The 23,042-nt window shown below is 40.6% G+C and carries 23 protein-coding genes; 4 read left to right on the forward strand and 19 right to left on the reverse strand.

What is annotated here, in order from left to right:
• Nucleotides 1-126 precede the first annotated feature (126 nt).
• Nucleotides 127-759: an MBL fold metallo-hydrolase gene (locus K1I44_RS01555; RefSeq protein WP_219985069.1), complete on the reverse strand. Its 633-nt coding sequence runs from the start codon at nucleotides 757-759 to the stop codon at nucleotides 127-129.
• 132 nt (nucleotides 760-891) lie between these two features.
• On the opposite strand from K1I44_RS01555, the gene K1I44_RS01560 reads away from it, so the two are divergent.
• Complete coding sequence (locus K1I44_RS01560; RefSeq protein ID WP_003394025.1) at nucleotides 892-1,077, forward strand: DUF2759 domain-containing protein; 186 nt, start codon at nucleotides 892-894, stop codon at nucleotides 1,075-1,077.
• 29 nt (nucleotides 1,078-1,106) lie between these two features.
• Here K1I44_RS01560 and K1I44_RS01565 read toward each other — a convergent pair whose 3' ends face one another.
• The 5 genes from K1I44_RS01565 to K1I44_RS01585 form a co-directional block, all read right to left on the reverse strand.
• The gene (locus K1I44_RS01565) at nucleotides 1,107-2,021 is read right to left on the reverse strand and encodes a M14 family metallopeptidase (protein ID WP_219985070.1); all 915 of its coding nucleotides are present in this window, start codon (nucleotides 2,019-2,021) and stop codon (nucleotides 1,107-1,109) included.
• A gap of 39 nt (nucleotides 2,022-2,060) precedes the next feature.
• Nucleotides 2,061-3,923: an LTA synthase family protein gene (locus K1I44_RS01570; protein ID WP_003394019.1), complete on the reverse strand. Its 1,863-nt coding sequence runs from the start codon at nucleotides 3,921-3,923 to the stop codon at nucleotides 2,061-2,063.
• A gap of 266 nt (nucleotides 3,924-4,189) precedes the next feature.
• Nucleotides 4,190-5,155 carry an ROK family glucokinase gene (locus K1I44_RS01575; protein WP_219985071.1) on the reverse strand — a complete coding sequence of 322 codons (966 nt, stop codon included), beginning with the start codon at nucleotides 5,153-5,155 and terminating at the stop codon, nucleotides 4,190-4,192.
• Nucleotides 5,140-5,373: a YqgQ family protein gene (locus tag K1I44_RS01580; RefSeq protein WP_003394015.1), complete on the reverse strand. Its 234-nt coding sequence runs from the start codon at nucleotides 5,371-5,373 to the stop codon at nucleotides 5,140-5,142. Before K1I44_RS01580 ends, K1I44_RS01575 begins: the two co-directional genes overlap by 16 nt.
• 108 nt (nucleotides 5,374-5,481) lie before the next feature.
• On the reverse strand, nucleotides 5,482-6,927 hold the full coding sequence (locus K1I44_RS01585) for a spore germination protein (RefSeq protein ID WP_219985072.1): 1,446 nt from the start codon (nucleotides 6,925-6,927) through the stop codon (nucleotides 5,482-5,484).
• Between the two features lie 120 nt (nucleotides 6,928-7,047).
• On the opposite strand from K1I44_RS01585, the gene K1I44_RS01590 reads away from it, so the two are divergent.
• Nucleotides 7,048-7,908, forward strand: a complete 861-nt coding sequence (locus K1I44_RS01590; protein ID WP_003394010.1) for a hypothetical protein — start codon at nucleotides 7,048-7,050, stop codon at nucleotides 7,906-7,908.
• Here the strand turns inward: K1I44_RS01590 and K1I44_RS01595 are convergent.
• The 6 genes from K1I44_RS01595 to K1I44_RS01620 all read right to left on the reverse strand — a co-directional run bounded on the left by K1I44_RS01595 (nucleotide 7,879) and on the right by K1I44_RS01620 (nucleotide 14,079).
• Nucleotides 7,879-9,432, reverse strand: a complete 1,554-nt coding sequence (locus tag K1I44_RS01595; RefSeq protein WP_219985073.1) for a rhomboid family intramembrane serine protease — start codon at nucleotides 9,430-9,432, stop codon at nucleotides 7,879-7,881. The genes K1I44_RS01590 and K1I44_RS01595 overlap by 30 nt on opposite strands.
• Before the next feature lie 35 nt (nucleotides 9,433-9,467).
• Nucleotides 9,468-9,653 carry a hypothetical protein gene (locus K1I44_RS01600; RefSeq protein ID WP_219985074.1) on the reverse strand — a complete coding sequence of 62 codons (186 nt, stop codon included), beginning with the start codon at nucleotides 9,651-9,653 and terminating at the stop codon, nucleotides 9,468-9,470.
• A gap of 76 nt (nucleotides 9,654-9,729) precedes the next feature.
• A complete protein-coding gene (locus tag K1I44_RS01605) occupies nucleotides 9,730-10,680 on the reverse strand; it encodes an L-lactate dehydrogenase (protein WP_219985075.1) in 951 nt (316 codons plus the stop codon).
• A 160-nt stretch (nucleotides 10,681-10,840) separates the two neighbouring features.
• Nucleotides 10,841-11,410 carry a 5-formyltetrahydrofolate cyclo-ligase gene (locus K1I44_RS01610; RefSeq protein WP_219985076.1) on the reverse strand — a complete coding sequence of 190 codons (570 nt, stop codon included), beginning with the start codon at nucleotides 11,408-11,410 and terminating at the stop codon, nucleotides 10,841-10,843.
• A 54-nt stretch (nucleotides 11,411-11,464) separates the two neighbouring features.
• On the reverse strand, nucleotides 11,465-11,614 hold the full coding sequence (rpmG, locus tag K1I44_RS01615; protein WP_003394001.1) for a 50S ribosomal protein L33: 150 nt from the start codon (nucleotides 11,612-11,614) through the stop codon (nucleotides 11,465-11,467).
• An 80-nt stretch (nucleotides 11,615-11,694) separates the two neighbouring features.
• Nucleotides 11,695-14,079 (reverse strand): sugar phosphate nucleotidyltransferase, encoded by a 2,385-nt coding sequence (locus K1I44_RS01620; protein ID WP_219985077.1) that lies wholly within the window; start codon nucleotides 14,077-14,079, stop codon nucleotides 11,695-11,697.
• 144 nt (nucleotides 14,080-14,223) lie between these two features.
• Here K1I44_RS01620 and K1I44_RS01625 point away from each other — a divergent pair, with 144 nt between their 5' ends.
• Nucleotides 14,224-14,541 (forward strand): hypothetical protein, encoded by a 318-nt coding sequence (locus K1I44_RS01625; RefSeq protein ID WP_003393995.1) that lies wholly within the window; start codon nucleotides 14,224-14,226, stop codon nucleotides 14,539-14,541.
• Nucleotides 14,538-14,948 (forward strand): endolytic transglycosylase MltG, encoded by a 411-nt coding sequence (locus K1I44_RS01630; protein ID WP_219985078.1) that lies wholly within the window; start codon nucleotides 14,538-14,540, stop codon nucleotides 14,946-14,948. Before K1I44_RS01625 ends, K1I44_RS01630 begins: the two co-directional genes overlap by 4 nt.
• 35 nt (nucleotides 14,949-14,983) lie before the next feature.
• On the opposite strand, the gene phoU is transcribed toward K1I44_RS01630, so the two are convergent.
• From phoU to K1I44_RS01665, 7 genes are all read right to left on the reverse strand, one after another.
• Nucleotides 14,984-15,643, reverse strand: a complete 660-nt coding sequence (phoU, locus tag K1I44_RS01635; protein WP_003393989.1) for a phosphate signaling complex protein PhoU — start codon at nucleotides 15,641-15,643, stop codon at nucleotides 14,984-14,986.
• A gap of 62 nt (nucleotides 15,644-15,705) precedes the next feature.
• Entirely contained in the window at nucleotides 15,706-16,518 is an 813-nt protein-coding gene (gene pstB, locus K1I44_RS01640; RefSeq protein WP_003393986.1) for a phosphate ABC transporter ATP-binding protein PstB, read from the reverse strand.
• Nucleotides 16,519-16,544: 26 nt separating this feature from the next.
• A complete protein-coding gene (gene pstA, locus K1I44_RS01645) occupies nucleotides 16,545-17,426 on the reverse strand; it encodes a phosphate ABC transporter permease PstA (RefSeq protein WP_003393983.1) in 882 nt (293 codons plus the stop codon).
• A gap of 2 nt (nucleotides 17,427-17,428) precedes the next feature.
• Nucleotides 17,429-18,379, reverse strand: coding sequence for a phosphate ABC transporter permease subunit PstC (pstC, locus tag K1I44_RS01650; RefSeq protein WP_003393981.1), 951 nt, complete (start codon nucleotides 18,377-18,379; stop codon nucleotides 17,429-17,431).
• A 76-nt stretch (nucleotides 18,380-18,455) separates the two neighbouring features.
• Entirely contained in the window at nucleotides 18,456-19,421 is a 966-nt protein-coding gene (locus K1I44_RS01655; protein WP_003393979.1) for a PstS family phosphate ABC transporter substrate-binding protein, read from the reverse strand.
• A gap of 114 nt (nucleotides 19,422-19,535) precedes the next feature.
• Entirely contained in the window at nucleotides 19,536-21,689 is a 2,154-nt protein-coding gene (locus tag K1I44_RS01660; protein ID WP_219985079.1) for a peptidoglycan D,D-transpeptidase FtsI family protein, read from the reverse strand.
• A gap of 61 nt (nucleotides 21,690-21,750) precedes the next feature.
• Complete coding sequence (locus K1I44_RS01665) at nucleotides 21,751-22,965, reverse strand: MFS transporter (protein WP_003393976.1); 1,215 nt, start codon at nucleotides 22,963-22,965, stop codon at nucleotides 21,751-21,753.
• Nucleotides 22,966-23,042 lie beyond the last annotated feature (77 nt).

Raw genomic sequence — 23,042 nt, forward strand, 5'->3', positions numbered from 1 at the left:
TTTCACTATTGACATAGTGTTAAATTTGTTATATTGTTAATTTAGTAGCTTAACTATATCCCCTCCCATTATAGGAATAAAACATCCCCCAAACCCCTTCTCTGTATAGAGAAGGGATTTTTTTTCTTAAAATCCATTTAAAAATGGATTTGTATCCATCTCCGCTCCAATTGTTGTCTCTGGACCATGACCGCACAACACAACCGTTTCTTCTGGAAGAACAAGAAGATGACGGTGAATACTTTGCAACAATTGTTCATAATTTCCTCCAGGTAAATCTGTACGACCAATACTTCCTAAAAACAGCACATCTCCAGATACAACTGCGTGAGCTTCTTCCACATAATATGATACACTTCCAGGCGAATGTCCCGGCGTTTCAAACACTTGAAGAGAAAAAGCACCAATCGTCAACGTTTGCTCTCCTTCAAGCAATACGTCCGCTTCGTTTGCTGTAATTGCTTCTCCCATGAACAATAAGGAACCGTTTTTCATCGGATCTGTTAACCAATGTTGCTCTTGTTTATGTACATATACAGGAATAGACCATCGCTTTCTTATGTCATCTACCGCTCCAATATGATCAAAATGAGCATGTGTAAGCAAAACGGCTAGAGGTGTCCAACCATTTGCAGTAATATACTCAATGAGTTTTTCCCCCTCGTCACCTGGATCAAAAACTAAGCATGTTTGATCTTCATGAACGAGCACATACGCATTCGTTTGTAACGGTCCTAACGGAATTCGGTTCCATTTCATTTTATTCCCTCACTTTCATCCTATATTCTATTCCCATTGTACACGAACAACATACGTTTTGCACCTCGACAAACGTAACAAAAACGATTACAATGAAAAAGGAATAATCGGTATACATAAGGAGGGGAATTTATGCCGACAGGAATTATTTTAGTCGTGATTTTCACATTAGTGACGTTGCTTGCTGCTTACGGCACGATCCGTTCGTTACGTGAGAAAAATTTCCTTGGTGTATTGTTCGGAATCGGAACGGTTGCTGTATTTGGTTGGTTTACAATTATGACTGTCATTCATCACGGATATCCAGTTGCCCATTAAAAAGACGCCAACATCTTTTTGGCGTCTTTTTATGTTCGGGCAAGAGCAGTCACAAAAATACCAATGCTATCATTGTAAATGGATTGAAATTGGGAAAACGGGAGCGGATTCACCCCCTCACCAAGCTCGATTGTATAACCGCGTCGTTTCCAATTGAAAATAAACCAATCACGATACCCGGCATGGCTGTCAATATAACGAACAGGTGTATAACCGCTCCATTTCGCAAATTCATTTACTTCCTCTTCCGCTTCGGGTGGTTCGCATTGTTCATATCCCCAATAAATCTCCTTTCCTTGCGTATGAAACGCAAGCACTTTAAAAAAATCGCGTTTTATCGTCAATTCAGCCATCGCTTGTGCTTCTGGTTCTGTGAGCGGAAGAAAACCTGGGAAATCGCGTGGAGCTGGTGCTTTCGGAATTTTCCTTTCCTTTTCTACTTCCCACTTTGCAGGAAATTGATTATTTAAATCAACCCCGCGAATATTAGCTTTCCATTGCGAAAAATCATCGTTTCCTTCGTTTATGTGCAACACTTCATCTTCGTAATGTTGTGCAGCCTTTTTTCCATGTAATACGAGATCCACTCCGTCTGGATTAACCATCGGGACGACTGATAATGTCGTCTTTTTATACAATTGTTGTACATCGTATTTAACAAGATGATTTTTATTCTTTAACGCTTGCACATAATCGCGTACAAATGCCATCACAACGGCTGAAGTAATCCATTCATTCGCATGAAACGACGCATTCATATGCACATACGTTTCACCTTCACCAATTTGCAATTCAACAATCGGCTTGTTTAGCACACTTTGTCCGATCTCATGTACGCGCACGATCGAATGGCTTCGCAATTCGTCGACATCCTTCATCAACATTGAAAAATCGTACATTGCCCTCCCCCCTCGCTTTATTGTATGAAATGAAAATTCGTCCATATGTATACGAAAAAAGCTAGCCCTATCGTAAGAGCTAGCTTATTGTTTATTTTCTTGCTGCTTATTGTAAAAACGCAACAAGTCGCCGTATACGATTTTATCGGAATATTCAAGTTCTTGACGCGCTTTCTCCATATACGGTTCGCAATGGGACGCATCGACTTCTATTCCTGTTTTCTTATCGTAACATGCGTTTTTCGTATATACATAATCTTTTGTCACAAAGCTTCCATCACGAAGAACGACAAAGTCGAGCTTATCTTTTGAGAATAAGTCTTCACCAAAATGAATTTGGTTGCGTGTATCAATACCTAATAAATGAAGCAACGTTGGCTTTACATCAATTTGTCCAGACACTTTTGAAATCACTTTCGGTTGTTTGTCCGTCACACCTGGAATATGAATAATGAACGGAACACGTTGCAATTGAACGTGGTCAAACGGTGTAATTTCATCCTTACCTAAATATTGGGCCATTGCTTTATTATGATTTTCTGAAATACCGTAATGGTCCCCATAAAGAATGATAACGGAATTCTCATACAACCCTTCTTCTTTTAATCGCTCAATAAATACTTTGAGCGCCTCATCCATATATCGAACCGTCGGGAAATAGCGGTTTAACGTCCGGCTATTCGACGTGTACTCTGGAACCATCTTATCTTCTTCCCCTAGTTCAAATGGGAAGTGGTTTGTCAACGTAATAAACTTTGTATAAAAAGGCTGTGGCAACGTTTTTAAATGTTGCACAGATTGTTCGAAAAATGGAATATCTTTCAATCCCCAACCAACTGAATTTTCTTCTGTGATGTCATAGTCAGTCATTGAGAAAAAGCGATCGTATTTCATAGACTGATACATAACATCACGGTTCCAAAAGCTTTTATTGTTAGCATGGAAAACGGCCGAGTAATAGCCGTAGTTTTTCAATATTTCTGGCGTTGCGTTATACTCGTTTGTCGCATGCGTGAAAAACACCGCACCACGACCGAGCGGATATAATGAGTTTTCAATTAAAAACTCAGCATCAGATGTTTTTCCTTGCCCTGTTTGATGATAAAACTGATCAAAGTAGTAACTTTGCTTAATAAAATCATTTAAAAACGGCGTAATTTCTTGTCCGTTTACTGTATTGTTAATGACGAAGCTCTGCAACGATTCCATCGAAACGACAATGACGTTGCGGCCTTTTGCGATGCCGAACAATTGTTTATTCGGCGCTTTTTCATTCGCATTGATATAGTTTTGAATATCTGCTAATTCACTGCTATCCGCTAACGCACGCTGCGCTTTTGAACGCGACTGCAAAATAATGTCGTACACATGGTAGTTATATATACCTAAGTTTTTAATTAACATTTCACGGTCGAACGTGCGCGTCAACAATTGCGGGCGCTCTGTTTCTGCCAATCCTAAATTAACTAAAGCGAGCGCTGCTGTCGCAACAAAATATGTGCGACGGAACCGTTTTGTCGCCGGAACATATTGAGTAAACGACACTTTTTTATACGCCATCCATGCAAGCAACGCGACATCGAGGAAAAAGAACATATCAGAAACATTCATTAATTCGAATACGCTATTTCCTAAGTCACCCATGTTGTTTGTCTGGAACAACACAGGGATAGTAATAAAGTCACTAAAAAAGCGATAAAACATGACGTTCGCATATAAAACAAATGAAATGATAAAGCTTGTTATAACAATATAACGATTTCGGCGTTTTTCGCTCATAAATAAAGCAAGCCCAAAAATAAATAACAGGAAGCTTAATGGACTAATAAATAAGATGAACTCCTGCTTCCATGACTCAATTTTTATATCAAAGCTATTTTTATAGACTAAATACGTTTTTAACCATAAAAGCAATACCGTTAAAAGAACAAAACGGTAATTTCTCATATTCTCCCTCCTTTAATTCATCACACATTCGTTGCTTATTCTATGCTGTACGAGGTATATCCGTTTTTTTACATTTCTTTATCTTAACCAAAAACAATATTAATACTTTCTTAACAAAAAAGCAACTGTTATCTTAAACTACGAACGATATAATAGACGAGCGTCCTATCCGCATATGACTGTTTTACACCTTTTCTTGTAAAAATGCAAGACGTTTTTTAACGACACATTTTCGACAAAAAAGCAGACGATTACCTCGCCTGCTTTTACGCCATATTTGTTTTCACTAACCAAGCGCCACCTATCACCCCGGCATCGTTTCCAAGCGTTGCGATCACGATTTCGGCAGCCTCAGCCACACGAGGAAACGCAAATCGTTTGAAATGATGAGCAACCGCTTGCGCTAATACATCCCCTGCCTTCGATACGCCGCCACCAATAACAATTTTTTCCGGATTCAAACCGTTCGCCAAATGGGCTAACGCCAAACCGAGATGAAATGTCACTTCATCAACAATTTGTTGCGCCAATGCATCATTTTCTTTCACTGCATCAAACACGTCCTTTGCCGTAACGGTTCCCGCTTCATTCCAAACATGACGCAAGCGGCTCGGCTCGTCCGTTTGTTGCAAGCGCTCTGCCGCAATACGCGCGATACCTGTTGCCGAAGCAATCGTCTCTAAACATCCTGTTTTCCCGCAGTTGCAAGGAGCCCCGCCTTCTGGAATCGAAGTGATATGGCCAATTTCACCGCCAGCACCATTTGTCCCATGAACGATTTGACCGTTTACGATAATGCCTCCACCAACACCGGTGCCAAGCGTGACGAGAATTAAGTTTTTCGCGCCATCGCCCGCTCCTTTCCACATTTCTCCGATTGCAGCAATGTTTGCATCATTATCAACAACGACAGGAAGCCCTGTTTCCACTTCCAAACGGTTTTTTAGAGGGAAGTTCTTCCACCCTAAGTTTACAGCTTCATAAATGTCTCCTGTCGCCATGTTGACCGGCCCTGGCGCACCAATTCCAATACCGATGAGGCGCTCTTTTGATTCATCTAGTTCGCGTAATTTTTCGTCGATCGCTTTCGCAATATGCGTCGTGATGTATTTTCCGTTTTCTGATTTATCGGTAGGTATTTCCCATTTACAAATGATTTCCCCATATATACTGACGAATGCTAATTTGACCGTCGTTCCACCTAAATCTACACCGACTAACCATTGTTCCATTGTTCCTTCATCCCTTTTTCTCTTTTTTCTCGTTCAATTTGTGCTTCGTGACGCAAAATAAGAAGTGCCATTTGATAATCTTTCACATCGATCAGTTGCGCCTGAAATAGCTCTTTTACTTCTTCTTCCATTAACTCTAAATCAGCGAGACGATCACCAACGTAAATTATCGTCCCATATGTTTTTAACAACTGTTGCACATCATATACAGATTTCATTTTTTTTCACCTGTGTATAAGCGTTTTCAACTGACATATTTTAAATGTATAAAGAAAACGAAAAGGCGTCAAGAACCGAACCGTGACTTTGCGGAATTTTTCACATTTTTACCGATCTGGATCTTTCGGATGTAGTACAGTCGGACGACGATTTTTTAATGGGATCGGGGAGCGTATGAGCACATCGCGCATTCCGCGATATGAAAACGGGATAAATGGCCATAAATATGGCACACCGAACGATTGCATGCGCGCAAGCATCACAAGCCATATCGTAATACCGACTACATATCCAACGACTCCAAATAACGCAGTGACGATGAGCAAAGCAAGACGAACGAGCCGATTAGCTAATCCGAGTTCATAACTTGGTGTCGCAAACGTCCCAATCGTCGCCATAGCAAAATATAAAATCACTTCGTTTGAAAATAAACCGACTTCTACTGCGATTCCCCCGATCATTAGCGCAGCAACGAGCCCAAGCGCCGTAGCTAAAGCAGATGGGGTATGGATAGCCGCCATGCGCAACATATCTAATCCAAACTCAATGAGCAATATTTGACCGAATAACGGAATATTCCCCTCACTTGACTTAGCGGCAAATGATAATGCGGGTGGAACGAGCTCTGGATTTTTCATCCACATGTACCAAAGTGGCAATAAAAAAATAGAAAGCCACACTGCAAGAAACCGAACGAAGCGCAAATATGCGCCAACAATAGGTTTATTTCTATATTCCTCCGCGTGTTGTAAATGATGCCAAAATGTTGCCGGCGCAATTAAAACACTTGGAGACCCGTCGACAAAAATGAGAACATGCCCTTCGTATAAATGAGCAGCTGCCGTATCTGGCCGCTCTGTATAGCGAACGACAGGATACGGATTAAGGTGTCTCCCTGAAATAAATTCCTCGACTGTTTTTTCCCCCATCGGTAAACCATCTGTATCAATTTTAGCTAATGATTGCTTCACTTCTTCGACAATAGCTGAGTCGGCAATATCTTCAATATAGCAAACGCATACATCCGTTTTGGAACGTCGCCCAATTTGCATATATTCCATCCGTAACGAACAATCGCGCACACGTCGTCTCGTTAGTGCTGTATTAAAGACAATCGTTTCTACATATCCGTCCCGTGCCCCCCGAACGACACGTTCCATATCCGGTTCTTGAGGGCCTCGTACAGGGTATGTACGGGCATCGATTAAAATGGCTTTGTTCATTCCGTCTACAAAGAGCGCTGTCGGTCCTGCAAGCACTCCATCAATGATTCGTTCAAAATCATCCGTTTGATCCAATTCCACATATGGAAGATGCGTTCTTAATAATTTATCTAATGGTTGTTCATCTAACACACCGTTCGGCAATTCGGACAACAATTTCATTAAATAATGGAGAATATCATCTTTAACAAACCCGTCAATCATAAATAATGCCATGTCTTTTCCCGCATAATGCACATCTAAATAAATGACGTCAAAGCTTTTCTCAACGCCAAGTTTTGTTTTCATATATGCTACGTTTTCCGAAAGACGCGAGGATACTCGTTTCATTGCGATCACCTACTTTACATTTACTACCACCCATCTTTGACATATCCATATTCGTTCATACATATTTCGTATAGCATGCACATACATTTTTACAAATGTAAGCTTGACCGGAGGAATGCGATGAAACGTCTATCATTACTATTTATCTTGTTGTTTGTATTTGTCATCATCGTTCAAATGTTTGAACGACCTGCGCGTGAAACGATTATGTTTTTCCCGATTGATCCGACCGTCCGCTTTACGAATGCTCAAACAAAATTATCGCTACAGCCAAAAAAGAAAGAAACGCGTTATGTGATCGACTGGATTGTCACTTCATCACTTGATCGAACAGCCTACTTGCGCCAAGATATTTCCATGCTTTTCGCGAATGGACGATTAATAGCTACACAATCAAAATGGAAAGAAAAAGGAAAAAATCTTATTCAACAAAAACATGTTGAACAAAAAGGGAGTCGACTGTTTCAAGCGATTTCGTATCATCAAGGGGAATTGCATAATGGCGATGATATTCGAAGCAGTCAAAAAATGAGCGGAGATTTGTTGTACGTCATTGACTCTTCATTCGCCCCGCTTCAATCGTTTCGCAAACCGATAACAAGCGAACAAAAAACGTGGGCAAACACATTAAATAAACAAACGCAGACGATCGTCAACAAAGCTGCCAAACAGATGAACGACATCCTACAAACAGACGAATATTATCATCTATATTTGACCGAACTTGTTCAATATAACGAACAACCATTTATGGATTTAACAACAAATGAAACGGAAATAATGATCGGAAATTTATGGGAAGGACTATACAAAAATTATTTTTTAGGCATAAAAAAACAGAACGGTTCGATTGAATCACCAATCGGCAGCACCGTTCCGCTTATTTTAATAAAAAAAGATTACAGCAAGCTGCTTGTTATCACAGAAACAGCGGATGGAGAGCTCGTCATATTAAAGCAGCTGCTCGAGTTCACGCAATAGCTGCTTATATTGACTGTCATCTGGCTGAAGCTGCAATGCACGTTCTACCGCTTGCTTTGCTTTTTCGTAATTTTTTTCTTCCGCATACAATAGTGCTAAATAGTAAAATGCTTCATGAAAACGTTCATTTTTTTCGATGGCATCGTATAAATATTGTTTCGCTGCATCATAATCTTTTTGTTGAATACGAATGTACGCACGTAAAAAGTCAGCCTTATACGCTTCCGCATCTCGCGGATGAATGAGTGCAAGCATTCGCTCTGCCTCTCCATACTCACGCTCGTCAATATATTGCTTTGACAAGGCAAGAACGAGCTGTGCTTCGTCCGCTGGCGGCCGTTGAAAACCAATATATAAACAGGTAGCGGTAACGATTGCAGTCAACAAAGCCGCTAGCCACTGTCCAAGACGAGGGCGCTCTTTCGGAAGATGAACGATGCTAGCAGCTAAAAATCCGCCGACCAAACCACCGATATGGCCAGCATTATCAATATTTGGGACGACGAAACCAAATGCTACATTGATTCCAATGACCGTTAACACATTCATTCCGATTGTTCTAAAAAATAAATGTGGATGAACTTTTCCAAAATAAAGAAGCGCCCCAAAACATCCGAAAATCGCGCCAGATGCACCAGCAGATACTGATGGCGAAAACAAAAAACTAGCGAGTGAACCGGCAAAACCAGCAAATATATAAATGAATAAAAATCGGGACGAGCCGTACAATTTTTCAACGAGCGGACCTAAATAATATAGCGCAAACGTGTTCATAATTAAATGCAAAAAACCGATATGTAAAACGATTGGCGTGAAAAATCGCCACCATTCTCCTTGCAAAATAAGAGGGTTGAATTTCGCCCCATATTCAATAAGCGTCAACGTATTTGTACTTCCGCCATTTAACTCTAAAATGAAAAACATCGCGATTTGCAACGCAATGAATACATACGTCCATCTTGCTTTTCCACGCTCAAACATGCGCCGTTCGTTTTCATACATTTGCTCAGCGAACGATAACACATGTTTTTTAAATGATTGCAGTTCATCGTATAAAATCGGAGAATCGTCAGGTACATATACTTTCATTGATTGTTGAAACCGCTCACAAAGCTCATGCAAGATCGGGTACATATTGCCTGCATGCATGACGAATGTTTCTATATGCACTCGGTCATTTGTTAACGAATGCTGCACATGTAATTCCCAATCGTCGACTGGAGGATACATCATCACATATATGTTAATGACATGAAGCTGGCGACGAAACTGTTTCCTTCGCCACTCATCGACAGCAATAAGCGCACGTTGTATATCGCGTTTTAACGATATGCCCCAATCGATGTCCGCGCGAACGAGGCGAACGAGGGGCGCTTTTCGCTCGCGCGTGGACTGTAGCCAAGCTTCTCTTTCGTCAGACGACAAATAAACGATTTCATGATCTGCTTTTAAAAGTTGGAACATCATTTGCCAATATACAAAATCAAAGCGAATGCTCAACCTTCCCTCTCCCTTCGCTATCATACCCCTCTTTTACCATACTCTTTTACAAAGCGCAACTATTTGTACTTTTGTAAAAATAATGTGGGCATAAGGCGATGGCGAATGAACGGAATAGACATCCCCCATTGTACAAGACGCTTTCGAACAAATTCCCGTTTCAATACTTCATTCAGTAACCGATAGCGAAACCGATAAAGAACTAGTACGGCAAGTAAGGTGAAAATCCATGTTCTTCCATTCAATATGATCAACCTCCTCGTTTTTACCGTTCCCTTTTCAAAACGAAATTATAAAAAGGTTGCCTCATGATGAGACAACCTATTGTAATCCAACACGCTTCATAACATCTTTTAATACAGTTGCTGAATGAGTAAATTTTTCCTTTTCTGTCTCATTCAATTGCAATTCGACAACTTCGCGAATGCCGTTGCGATTGACGATCGCAGGTACACCAATGTATATATCGCTTTGTCCGTATTGACCTTCTAAATAAGCGGATACGGTAAGAACGCTATTTTCATTTTGTAAAATCGCTTTTGTCAAACGAACGAGACCCATAGCAATTCCATAATATGTCGCACCTTTTCGCTCAATAATTTGATATGCTGCGTCACGTACATTCACAAAAATTTGATCCAAATCTTCTTGTTTATATTCAGATTTCTCCTTCATCATATCAGCGATTGGACGGCATCCGATGAACGCATGGCTCCAAACCGGCAACTCTGTATCTCCATGCTCACCAATAATATAAGCATGCACATTGCGTGTATCGACATGAAAATATTCACCTAACAAATAACGAAAGCGAGCTGTATCTAAAATCGTACCTGAACCGATAACGCGCTCTTTTGGTAAACCTGAAAATTTCCATGTAGCATATGTCAAAATATCAACAGGGTTTGTCGCAACGAGAAAAATACCATCGAATCCACTCGCCATCACTTGATCAATAATATTTTTGAAAATTTTCGTATTTTTCTCCACCAAATCTAGTCTTGTTTCCCCCGGCTTTTGATTTGCTCCAGCTGTTAACACAACGAGATCTGCATCTTTGCAGTCTTCATAATTTCCAAACCAAATTTTCGTTGGCGACGGAGCAAACGGCATGCCGTGGTTTAAGTCCATCGCGTCTCCTTCTGATTTTTCTTTATTGATATCAATAAGTACTAGTTCTTCTGTTACCCCTTGGTTTAACATCGCGAACGCATAACTTGAACCAACAAAACCTGTTCCGACTAAAACGACACGATTTACTTGATTAGACATTGTTCTTCCACCTTTCGTTTATGTTATTTTACAATATGTGCATTGTTTATCTGTTTCACACTTACATTGTACACTGTTTCACAAAGTTTATAAGGCATGAATTATTAACATTTTGTTAATTTTTTCACCTGTATGATATGAAAACGCTTATACTGTTTTGTTATTCGCTTTCACAAACGATAATTCCTTCATTCGTAATGACGATTTGAACAGGAATGTCATGTGTTTCGACCGGTAGGGTAGAAACAATTTGACAGTCGTACGCGAGAGAGACGGTATCGTTAGAAAAGTCTACTAAATATCGGTCGTAATATCCTCCTCCGTAGCCAAGCCGATACCCTCGGCGAACGAAAGCGAGCCCCGGAACAAATAACAGTTGTATATCGTGCTTTTGCACTTCTTTCGTTTTTTCTACAATCGGTTCATATAAATCAAAAAAAGAGCGTTCTGTTTGTTGAAACGAACGAATTTCTCGAAATACCATTTGTTTCGTCTGCACATCGCATTTCGGGATCACAACTCTTTTCCCCTCTTGCCATGCCCGTTCAATAATGGCCATTGTATCCACTTCGGTTTGCCGCGATATCGTTATGCCAATTACATGTGCTTTTTTCCAACTATGTTGCTGAAATAATATGTCGTGAATGATTGTTTCTTTTTTCTTACGCTCTTCTTTTGTCATATGTAAAATACGTTGTTTCATCTGTTGTCGCAATAATTTCTTATCCATTATCCTTCCCCCTCTTTCATAAAAAAATAAGCAACAGGAGAAAGTTCCTGCTGCTTACTTCGTTTCACGATGAAGCGTTGCTTTTTTGTCTCGTGGGCAATATTTTTTCAATTCAAGACGCTCTGTATTGTTGCGCTTGTTTTTTGTTGAAATATAGTTGCGTTCGCCGCATTCTGTGCATGCTAACGTAATATTTACACGCATCGTTCTTTCCCTCCAAACAAAAGTATTGTAATCACACCTTTCCATCATATCATTTTTTTTAAACAAATTCCATATGAATTTTATACGTTTTGATATTGCCGAATTTTCTTTATATAGTATTTCGTATATTCTTTTGCCTTTTGAGCATTTGCCGCTTGTGAATAAATGGTCAACGTCGGTTCATCAAGCTTCGGTAAAATTAACGTCCATGCCCCGTCTTCGTGATATACTTTCATTCCATCTGTAAAATCAACTTGTTTATCGCCTTCATCTTCTAGCAACTTGCGCATCACAGCAGCACGTTCGTTCCACGGACAGTAAACGTGACGACAAGATAAATGGATTGTCGGAATAGACGACAAAATGGCGCGGAGGGAGCAACGTTCAATCGCTAACAAGTGCAACAATTGTATGCACGCATATAATCCATCAAAATAAAAATGGAACGGTTCATGATGAGCAAGCAGCAAGTCTCGTCTCGTATTTTTGACATAAGTCATCTCGCCATGCAAACGTTCTGCCAGCGTATGCAAAACGGACGGCGCCCAAGAAGGAACTGCTACTTTTTTCGTTTCACTAAACAAAAGGGATACTAATACATGTAAAGAGATGACTTCTTCATTCGTCAAAACGACCCCTCGTCCGTCAAAAACGCGAAAACGTTCCCCAAAATGATGGAACACAACCGCGAAATGAGCTTGTGTCTTTTCTACTTCATTTTTCATATGTTCGTCGTCCCCATTTGCTGTCCAAATCACTTCGATAGGAAACGACTGAAGCGTACGTTCAATCACTTGTCGTAATAAAGGGGAACTGCATACAACGACTTTCAATGGATCTAATGAAGAAAAAGACATTAATTGCTGCAATGCGCGAACGTACATGTGATCGTCTTCTTTTTGTTTCATTGATTGACCAATTTGCTCTGTTAGCACGTAACTCATTTGCTCATACCCTATTTTCTGTTCAATCGCTTGCTCCACTTTTCGATCGACCGGATACCCATATTCATCATGTATATCGATGATTACTTCGTCATGTTCATTGATTGTGATAAATATGCCCCCATCATAGCGTCTATTAGCAATGATGTAACGAAAAGATGGCAAATATGCTCCATCATATACGTTTGTATCTAGCCCATACATGTGCAAACATTGAGCAAATAACATGCCGATCGTTTTAGAAAGCGGATGGTCATCAAAACCGATTAATATACAGCTTCCCCTTTGATATAAGTTGCTATATGCTGATGCAAGCTGCACAATGAGTGACGGCTGCGCATCAGCTGCCCGTATTTTCATTCCCTGCTCACTAAACGATGTTTTCATCTGTCTTTCTTTCCATACGATTGATTCTTTTACTCTCGTTTTTTCAGCAATCGTTTTATTCGGCCAAATTTTTGCTAAAGGCTGCACCTTTACCTTATTTTCTAATTTACATTTCGCTCCGATGACCGCATAATCAAATATTTCATTTTTTTTGCCGATATACACATCGTTCGCTACGATCGCCCCACGCAATTCACTATGTTGATCGATATACACGTCCGACCAAACGATAGAGCGTTTTAGTGATGCATGCTTTCCAATAAATGAGCCGTCACCAATGACTGTATAAGGGCCGATCACGGCATGTTGATCAATACATACATCATCCCCAATGACAATCGGTCCTTCCAACTTTACCTGTTGTGCAATGTCGACCCGCTCACCGACCCATACGTCAGGAGCAATTTCCCTATAATGCGGCGAAATAAAACGATGAGCCATAAAGTCCATATGTGTTTGATGGTATTGTTCAATGACGCCTATATCGGACCAATATCCATCCGCTTGCCATCCGTATATCGGATATCCGTTTTGAATGAGATATGGAAAAACATGTTGACTAAAATCGTAAGGTGGATGTTCTGGCATATGATCGAAAATAGCTGGATGGCAAATGTAAATGCCTGTGTTAACTAAATCGCTACACACTTCATTCCATTTTGGTTTTTCTACAAAATGAATCATTTTCCCGTGTCGATCTGTTACAATTCCACCGTATGAAAGAGGAATAGCTTCATGATGCATAAGAACGGTAGCTATTGCTTGTTTGGAGAAATGGAAGTCTAATGCTGGCTGTAAATCAATCGTTGTCATTGTATCTGCGCTAATTACAACGAACGTATCGTCTAAAAACGATTGTGCATGTTTCACACTTCCTGCCGTTCCAAGTGGTACATCGTCTTCAAAATAATGAAGATGTACACCGAACCGCCGCCCGTCACCAAAATAGCGAACAATTTCGTCACTTAAATATTGAACAGTTACAGCAATATTTGTAATTCCATATCGTTTTAACCATTCAATACTATACTCCATCACTGGTTTGTTCATAACCGGGACGAGCGGCTTCGGAACATGGCAAGTTAAAGGGCGTAACCGCGTTCCTCTTCCCCCCGCCATAATGACCGCTTTCACAACATATCCCCCCCAAGTGAAAGCACACTTTTTTCCATCGTATCATGACAGCAATATTCGGACAATATACGAAAATTGTCGACATTACACGAAAATGATGCATGATAGCTACATTCTTATGTATAATAAAGTGGGGTGAAAAACATGATCGAATACACATTTATTGGACTTGTTTCTCTTGCTGTGTTATTATTGCTTATCTCTTTTTTCCAAAAAGACCGTGTAAAAGAAGTGGAAGAACAAGTAGAGCAGTTGACGCTGTCGACGATGCAGCAATTGTATGAAATAAAAAAGCGTGTCAAAGCGGTCGAAGAGGAATTGCTCGTCGGAATCGAGCCATTTTCCAATGAAGAACAAATATGGCGCTTATATAAGCAAGGATGGACAAAGGAACAAATCGCCCACAAAGTACATATGCCGATTGATGAAGTGAGCTTAACGATCGCGAGGAATGAACGATGAGAAACATAACTCGTGCATTTTCGGCTGGCATATTGTTCGCTACAACGATATTAGCTATCGTGTACCACGTTTATCACATGGGCGATACACATGTAACGAAACAACAATATGAACTAGTGATCGCTGAACGAAATAAACTAGCTGATGAGCTAGAAAAACTAAAAAAAGAAAAGAAAAACACGACACTTCCGCGAAAAGAAACGTACGTTTATACGTTAACGATCGAAAAAGGGGAAGCAAGCCGAGATATCGCTAAACGTCTCGAGCAAGCTCGCATCATTGATCACGCACAATCATTTTTAACATACCTTGATACACACCAGTTGACGCGCGCTGTTCGCCCGGGAACATACGTCGTCACGAGCGATATGTCTCATGAACAAATTGCACGACAAATAACAAAATAAGGATGTCCACGCACGTGCGAGGACATCCTTTTCATTTAGTCATTTAAATCGTAATGTTTCCCTTTTACTAAATAAAAGACGTTTTCAGCAATGTTTGTTGCATGGTCAGCAATGCGCTCAATGTAGCGAGCGGTAAAAGATAGTTGGGTAATTTGTGACATAGCATCTGGATGAGCTTTTGTTCGCTCAAGCAGTTCACGAATCGTTTCTCCATATAAGCGGTCGACTTCATCGTCCATATCTGCCACTTTTTTAGCAGCAACAACATCTTCTTCATAGTACGCTTTTAACGTTAATGAAAGCATATTCACTGCTATATTATGCATTTTTTCTAACTTATTTAACGAAATCACAAACGGCTGTTCGCCAATTCGAATCGCAGATTTTGCAATATTTACTGCAAAATCTGCCATACGCTCGACGTCTGTTGCAATTTTAATGGCCACGATAATGCGGCGCAAGTCGATGGCAACTGGTTGCTGCTTCGCAATTAACAAGATGGCGAAATCGTTAATTTCTTCATCAAGCAAATCGATTTTTGCATCATTTTCAAGCACTTGTAGCGCTAAATCGTTATTTTTCGTTTTCAATGCTTCAAATGATTGTGTTAATGCAATTTCTGCTAAACTTCCGAGCTGCAACAGTTGATCGCGCAACGCTTGTAAATCATCATCAAACTTCTCACGTACAGCCATTGAACCACACTCCCCCTTTTTGTATTTTGAAAAAATCGTGCGAGTACGCTCGCACGATTTTTTTATCCAAATCGGCCTGTAATATAATCTTCTGTTCGTTTGTCGTCTGGATTTGAGAACAACTTATCTGTATCGTTATACTCGACGACTTCACCGTTTAAGAAAAAGGCGGTTTTGTCGGAAATACGCGCAGCTTGTTGCATATTATGCGTAACGATAATGATGCTATAATTTTTCTTTAATTCTTGAACGAGTTCTTCTACTTTTAATGTAGAGATTGGGTCAAGCGCAGACGTTGGTTCATCCATTAAAATGACATCCGGCTCAATCGCTAAACAGCGGGCAATACATAAACGTTGTTGTTGTCCACCTGATAATCCGTACGCATTCGTGTGCAAACGATCTTTCACTTCATCCCAAATTGCCGCACCACGCAAACTTCTTTCGACAATCTCATCTAAAATTTTCTTATCACGAATGCCGTGAATACGTGGTCCGTACGCTACGTTATCATAAATTGATTTCGGAAACGGGTTTGGCTTTTGGAATACCATTCCCACTTGCGTACGCAATTCCTCGACACGATACGATTTGTCGAAAATGTTACGGCCACGATACGTAATCTCCCCAGACGTACGCACACTTGGTACAAGCTCAATCATTCGGTTTAACGTCTTAATGTATGTCGACTTTCCACAGCCTGATGGACCGATAATAGCTGTTACTTCATTTTCGTAAATATCTAAATCAATATTTTTTAGCGCATGATGTTCGCCGTACCATAAATTTAAATTTTTCGTGCGATACACTGCGTTTTTTTCGCTTCGTTCTTCAGCTTGCTTATTTTTACGTTCTTTCACAACTGTTAATTCCATGGATAAGTTCCCCTTTCAACGCGCAATTAATAACGTTTTTGAAACTTGTTGCGAATGAAAATGGCAATCGAGTTCATAAAGATGAGCACAACGAGCAACACGACAATTCCGGCAGCTGCAACGTTTTGGAAATCAGCTTGCGGACGCGACGTCCAGTTGTAAATTTGCATCGGCATGACAGTAAATGTATCAAGAATGCCGCGTGGCAAATACGCTAAAAACGTCGGAATACCTAAAACGACAAGCGGCGCAGTTTCACCAATTGCACGTGACAGCGCCAAAATGCTACCTGTTAAAATACCAGGAATGGCCGCTGGAAGAACGATGCGATAAATCGTTTGCCATTTCGTTGCCCCCATACCATACGATGCTTCGCGCAATTGATTCGGCACGGCGCGAATAGCTTCTTGCGCTGCAACGACAATGACAGGAAGAACGAGCAAACTCATCGTCAAACCTGCTGCTAAAATGCTGCGCCCTAGATTTAATTCGCGAACGAAAATCGTCAAACCAAGCAAACCGAATACGATCGATGGAACCCCTGCTAAGTTTGAAATGTTCGTTTGGATAAAATCAGTAAAACGGTTTTTCTTCGCATATTCCTCAAGGTAAATTGCCGTTCCGACTCCAAGGATGAGCGAAACAGGAGCAACGATCACCATCAACCAAAGTGAGCCAACCAATCCCGCTTTTATCCCTGCGTTTTCTGGACGACGAGACGGGAAATTATTTAAAAAGTCAACATTTAACCAGCCAATTGCTTGAGTGAATATCCGATATAGAAGGACGACGAGAACGATTAAGCCAAATAATGTAGCTAACAAAAATAAAAATTTTAACACATTGTTGCGCAACAGACGACCGTTCATGTATTGAACGACACGTTGTTTGTCGATTAATTTTTCCATGATTAGTACTCCTCCCTAAAGCGACGAGAAATGTATTGCGCAAGTAAGTTCATAGCCAATGTAAACACGAATAACGTCATACCAACAGCGTAAATGCTGTAATATACCGTTGTTCCATAACCTGCATCTCCTGTAGTCACCTGTACGATGTAGGCTGTCAACGTTTGAATCGATTTCGTTACGTCGAATGTAAATACTGGAGATGAACCACCTGCTACTGCTACAATCATTGTCTCACCGACAGCGCGAGAAATGGCAAGCATAAACGATGCCGCAATACCTGACGTCGCTGCAGGAAGGACGACTTTCAATGCCACTTCTAGTTTTGTCGAACCAAGACCGAGCGCCCCCTCACGAATTGAATTCGGTACGGAACTCATCGCATCTTCAGACAAAGAAGCAACCATTGGAATAATCATAATTCCCATGACAATACCTGGGCTTAACGCGTTAAAAATCCCTAAATTAGGAATAACTTTTTGTAAAAGCGGTGTAACAAACGTTAACGCGAAAAATCCATATACGATTGTCGGGATTCCCGCCAATACTTCTAATATCGGTTTCAATACTTTCCGTGCTTTTTCAGACGCATACTCACTCAAGTAAATCGCTGAAGCTAAGCCGATCGGAATCGCTACAAGCATTGCAATTGCTGTCGTTAAAAGCGTTCCTGTCACGAGCGGAGCAATACCGAACGATCCGGTTTTTTCATCCCATGGAAGCCACTCTTTACTCGTTAAAAACTCTACAATAGATACTCGCTCAAAGAAAATAAATGTTTCAAACAATAATGTAAATAAAATGCCGATCGTCGTTAAAACAGAAATGGTTGCTGTCAACAATAGCAATTTTGGCATTAGCCATTCAATAAACTGCTGTCCGTTTTGTTTTTTCTTATTCTCTTTAATCATTTCACGGACAGAATATGAACGATTCCCATCTGTCATCGCCATAATGTGAAAACCCCTTTCCAATTTCATGGAAAGATGAGAAGCGACGATGCGGTCGCTTCTCATCCCACTTTTATTGTTATTTTAACCCTTCAATCTTTTTCAACTGCTCATCGTATTTCTCTTGTGGAAGCGCGACGTAACCAACTTCTTCAGCAAACTCTGCACCGTTTTCTAATAAAAACTTCGCAAAGTCGTACACTTGCGCTTTTTCTTTTAATGATTTCACACTAACATACGTAAATAACGGACGCGAAAGTGGTGCATACTCGCCACTTTGAATTGTTTCATGCGTCGGTTCAACTGGACCATTTCCGTTATCAATTGGTACAGCTTTTAATTTATCTTTATTTTCGATGTAATACGCAAATCCGAAGTAACCGAGAGCGTTTTTATCGCCTGCAATTCCTTGCACAAGCACGTTATCATCTTCAGATAATTGCGCTGTTTTATTTAACGGTTGTCCATCTAAAATGACTTCATCGAAATAGTCGAACGTCCCAGAATCGTGTCCTGGCGAGAACAACTTAATTTCTTCGTTTGGCCACTCTGGACGAATGTCCGACCATTTTACTTTGTCATCGCCGTTTACTGCACCTGAAGCAAAGATTTTCTTTAACTCATCGACTGTTAAATAATCAACCCAGTCGTTATCTTTATTCACTAAAATCGAAAGGCCATCAAATGCAATTTGAAGTTCCTCAAATTGAATGCCATTTTTCTCAGCAGCTTCTTTTTCAGCATCTTTAATTGGACGAGAAGCGTTTGAAAAGTCTGTTTCTCCCTTCGTAAACTTTTCAAATCCACCGCCCGTTCCGGACAAACCAACAGATACTTTCACATCTGGCTGTTCACCCGCATACGCTTCAGCGGCTGCTTCAATAATTGGATAAACGGTTGATGATCCGTCAACAACAACGTTTCCGCTTAACTGTTCTCCACCATTTTCTCCGCCTTGCTCAGCGCTATTTCCACCACATGCTGTTGTGAATGCTAATACAGCGCTTGTCATTCCTGCGAGTGCAAACCATTTGTTTTTCTTCATCTTTTGATTTCCCCCTACTTTTTTCATTCGTTTTTGTCCTACGTTTTATAGCATAATGGAAAGGTATTAAATTCGTTTTAACGAAATGTTAAGCTTTTGTAAATTCGCTTTCTTCTATCTTTCCATCGTTTGTTCATCATTATGCAACGATTCGGTAGAGGATTGTTCATTGGTTTGCCGCTCTTTTTTTAATTCAAAATACGCATCTAAAATTTTTCTCCCAATATAGTTATTGATCGGATAATGGTTTTTTGGATTTTGATATACCCATGGCACAACGACAGCGAACGCGACTTCGGGATTGTTGTAAGGCGCAAAACCAACTAACGTTAAATTATACGTTTGTGCCATTCGGCGCGATTGAATCGGTCCATCATAAAACGCTTGGGCTGTTCCTGTTTTTCCGGCCGGGTCATAAGGAGCATTAGCGAAAAACGCGCGCGCTGTTCCGTTTGAACCGTGCATTACACGGTAAAATCCTTCTCGCACACGCTCAATATATTCTGTTTTCATATCGACGCGATTTAACACTTTCGGTTCAAACGAATAAATCACATTTCCGATTTGATCTTTTTCGCTAATTGGTTCACGAATTTCTTTTACAACATGTGGCTGCACGCGATATCCACCGTTAGCGATCGTTGAAACATACTGAGCCATTTGAATAGGTGTGTATACATCAAATTGTCCGATTGCCAAGTCAAGCAAATGCCCCGGGAGCGTACTTTGACCAGGCCATCCGATAATTTCTCCTGGCAAATCGATCCCTGTTTTCACACCTAAACCAAATTGATTAAAATAACGGCGCATAATAGAAAACGCCTCTTTTTTAATCGGCAACGCTTGATGCGGACGATACGTAGAACCTGCGATCGCAATAGCTGTTTTAAACATATAAACGTTCGATGACATTTCAAGCGCTTTTAAGTCGTTCATTGGGCCAGGTCGAATGCCACTATGCGACTTTTTCGTCGGCGTTCCTTTAATATATAGCGGCTCATCAACTAACACCGTTCCCGGACGAATGACACCTGTTTGAAAGCCGGTTAAGACGGTAGCCCCTTTGACGGCTGATCCCATCGCATAAGCGGATGTAATCGTTCCTAAAGCATAATCTTTCAGCACAACTTTTCCATTTTCATCACGTGTATATCGTTTTCCAGCTAGCGATAAAACTTCCCCTGTATGTGGATCCATCATGACAACAAAGGCGCGATCAAGCAATTCAGTCCCACTCCGACGCTTCATCGTCGTTAATTCTTCCTCGATAATTTGCTCGACCCGTTTTTGCAATTCCATATCGATCGTTAAAACGATATCTTTTCCACGCTGTCCTTGCGATATCTCAATCGTTTCAATAATGTTTCCAGCTTTATCAGTCACGTTTTTTATTTTTGCCTTTTGTCCGCGCAATACATCTTCATATTGAGCTTCAATATAACTTTTCCCAACGCGGTCATTTCGGCTGTAGTCGCGCGCTAAATAGTAGTCAAGCTTTTCGCGCGGCAATCCTTCTTCTGATGACGTAATGTTTCCGAGCACTGTGCGAAACGTGTCACCGTATGCGTAATGACGATTCCAATCTGTCGTCACATCTACACCAGGCAGCTCTTCTAAATGCTCGCTAACGACTGCATACTCTTCGTCCGTTACTCCATCATTTTTAATCATTTGTGGCGTTAGTGCGTAACCGCTGTTCATTTCCCGAAAAATAGCAACAACCTCAAGTTCTTTTTCTTTAATCCATTTTACATCTTCTTCCGTAATGCGCTCTAGTTGCAATCGATAAATGTCTTTATCTTTTAATTTTTTATCCCGAAACTGCTTCCATTCTTTTTCTGTAATTTTCGCCTTAGCCTTTTCTTCATTCGTCAAAATCCAATAGTCTTTTATATCTCGTTCTGTCACACGATCCGTCGGCTTTTCAATGTATGTCGCTAGCTTTTTGGCGATGTCAATCATTTCTGAAGGCTTTGTTGTTTGTGTGCGTGTGTACGTAATCGCATGAAGCGGTTCGTTATCGACAACGACTTGGTAATTGCGATCATAAATTTTTCCGCGCGGTGCCGGTGTATTCACTGTGACGTTTTCCGTTCGTTCTACTTCTTTCCGATATTGTTCACCGTAAACAATTTGAATAACGCCTAATCTTAAAATAAGAGCCGAAAACAGTAAAAACACGAAAAAAAACAATACGTTTAACCGAAACGGCAACTGCATTCTTTTTTTCTTTTTCTTTACTTTTTGAGCTTGTTGTATTTGCTTCAAAACGAGCGAGCACCTCCTTTACTTGCTCCTTCCTCATTGTAAAAGAAACGCTCGCAAATTTCTACATAGAAAGTCGAATGCGCCTTACAAAAAAGTAAATAATGAAATGCCCGGATCCAACAATTAACATTAGTAACGGGATCGCCTCTTTTGCTTCAAATAACGTAATAGCTAGTAAAAATAATAAAACAGATGTGGCACGCCCACCGTTTAAAAACAATTCCCGTACAACAATGTATTCAATTCGCCACTCTTTCGCATAATGGCTTTGTCCAATGACGTCAAATGTAAGCGACAAATATGGAACGAGCAAAATCGGGTATCCGATCGCAATGAGCGCACCGTATACGATCAGTTTGAAGTAGGATAAATCGAACACGAGCAAAAATACAGAAGCATATAATAGCACGCCACCAAATAAAATGGCGCGCAACCGCCATCGTTTGTTTATACATTTTGAGGCAAACGAGTACGTAAGAAACGAAACGATCGCATTGACGAAGCCAAATACACCGAGTGCTTTTTCCGTTCCTGTTGCTATAAATAAAAAAATAGAAACGATAAACACGAACGTCCCTTCCCGAAATCCTTGAAAGAAATGGGCGTTTGTAATCATCCTCCAATTTTTATTTTTCTTCCGTTCAGCATATGCACATCGCAACATGAAACGGCCTGCCGATCGTCTCCGATGTAGAAAAAAGCTACATACAACAGCTGCAATAAATAAACATAAAGAGGATAAAAAAATGGCCATATACCCGGTAAACTTCTCGCTCGAAGCGATGACCCAGCCAGCAAGCGGCGGGCCAATCATCCCCGCCACAGACGTCATCGCCCCAAGCAACCCGTTAAATAAATCACGTGTATCCGGCTCGGTAATTTCAAATGTTAATACGTTAAATGCTAGCCAATAAAAACCGTAACCAATACCGAGCAACCCGCCAAGTAAAAATAAATGGTTCATCGCCCGATCCCCGCTAAATAAGACAACTAAAAAAAAGAGCGCTAAAAACGTGACGCCCATCCGTAAAACGATCACTCGATCAACTTTTTTAGCGATTTGCCCTGCAACAATAAACGCAAGCGGCTGCCATGTCACAATAGCTAAATTGTATATACCTAGCGCATGGAAGCTATTTACTTTTTTCCAAACATACACGTTTACAAACGTATTGGACAGCGCGATGCTAAGAGCATACAGTCCACCGATCGCCAATAACAAAAATAATTGTCGATGCGTGCGAATATGCAAAACTATTCGTTTCCATCTATCCATAGGCAAACTCCCTTTCTTGACAAGTAGTTTGCCTACTCTTTTACAGTGATATGCAAAAAAGAGCCCGACAAAATTTG

The organism is Anoxybacillus sp. ST4 (assembly GCF_019448545.1).
GTDB lineage: Bacteria > Bacillota > Bacilli > Bacillales > Anoxybacillaceae > Anoxybacillus > Anoxybacillus pushchinoensis.